The sequence below is a fragment of the Pseudarthrobacter sp. NamB4 genome (assembly GCF_005796185.1).
Classification (GTDB): domain Bacteria; phylum Actinomycetota; class Actinomycetes; order Actinomycetales; family Micrococcaceae; genus Arthrobacter.
This window is the reverse complement of the sequence record NZ_VAHM01000048.1, coordinates 1-330: the sequence shown is the minus strand read 5'-3', so window position 1 is coordinate 330 and position 330 is coordinate 1. Positions and strand designations below refer to the sequence as shown.

The window sequence follows — 330 nt, the reverse complement described above, 5'->3', positions numbered from 1 at the left end:
CCTGGCTACTCACAGCTGGCGTCCTTCCGTTGACCGGTAGTTGCCGTCGGCGGTGCGGTAAGAGCCGTCCTCGTCCCGGAAGGGGTCATCCTCGTACCGGAGCGGGGTGTCCTCGGCCGGGCCTGACGGCAGGGTTGTAGTGGAGACGGGCTCTCGGCCGGTGGCCACCGGCTCGTTGAACAGATCGTCATTCCCGGCTGCGTACACGGTCTCCTGATGGAGCGGGGCAACCGGCTGGGGCTGTACGGCCCCCTGCGGCGTAGTGCCCTGTACTGCACTCTGCGGGTTCTGGGCACCGGCGGTGAGGCCGCGGGTGAGGCGTCCGGCCAA

Annotated in this window: 1 pseudogene; it reads right to left on the bottom strand. The window is 69.1% G+C overall.

The window, feature by feature from the left end:
- Positions 1–9 precede the first annotated feature (9 nt).
- Positions 10–330, bottom strand: a pseudogene (locus FDW81_RS17980) (hypothetical protein); the annotation flags it as partial.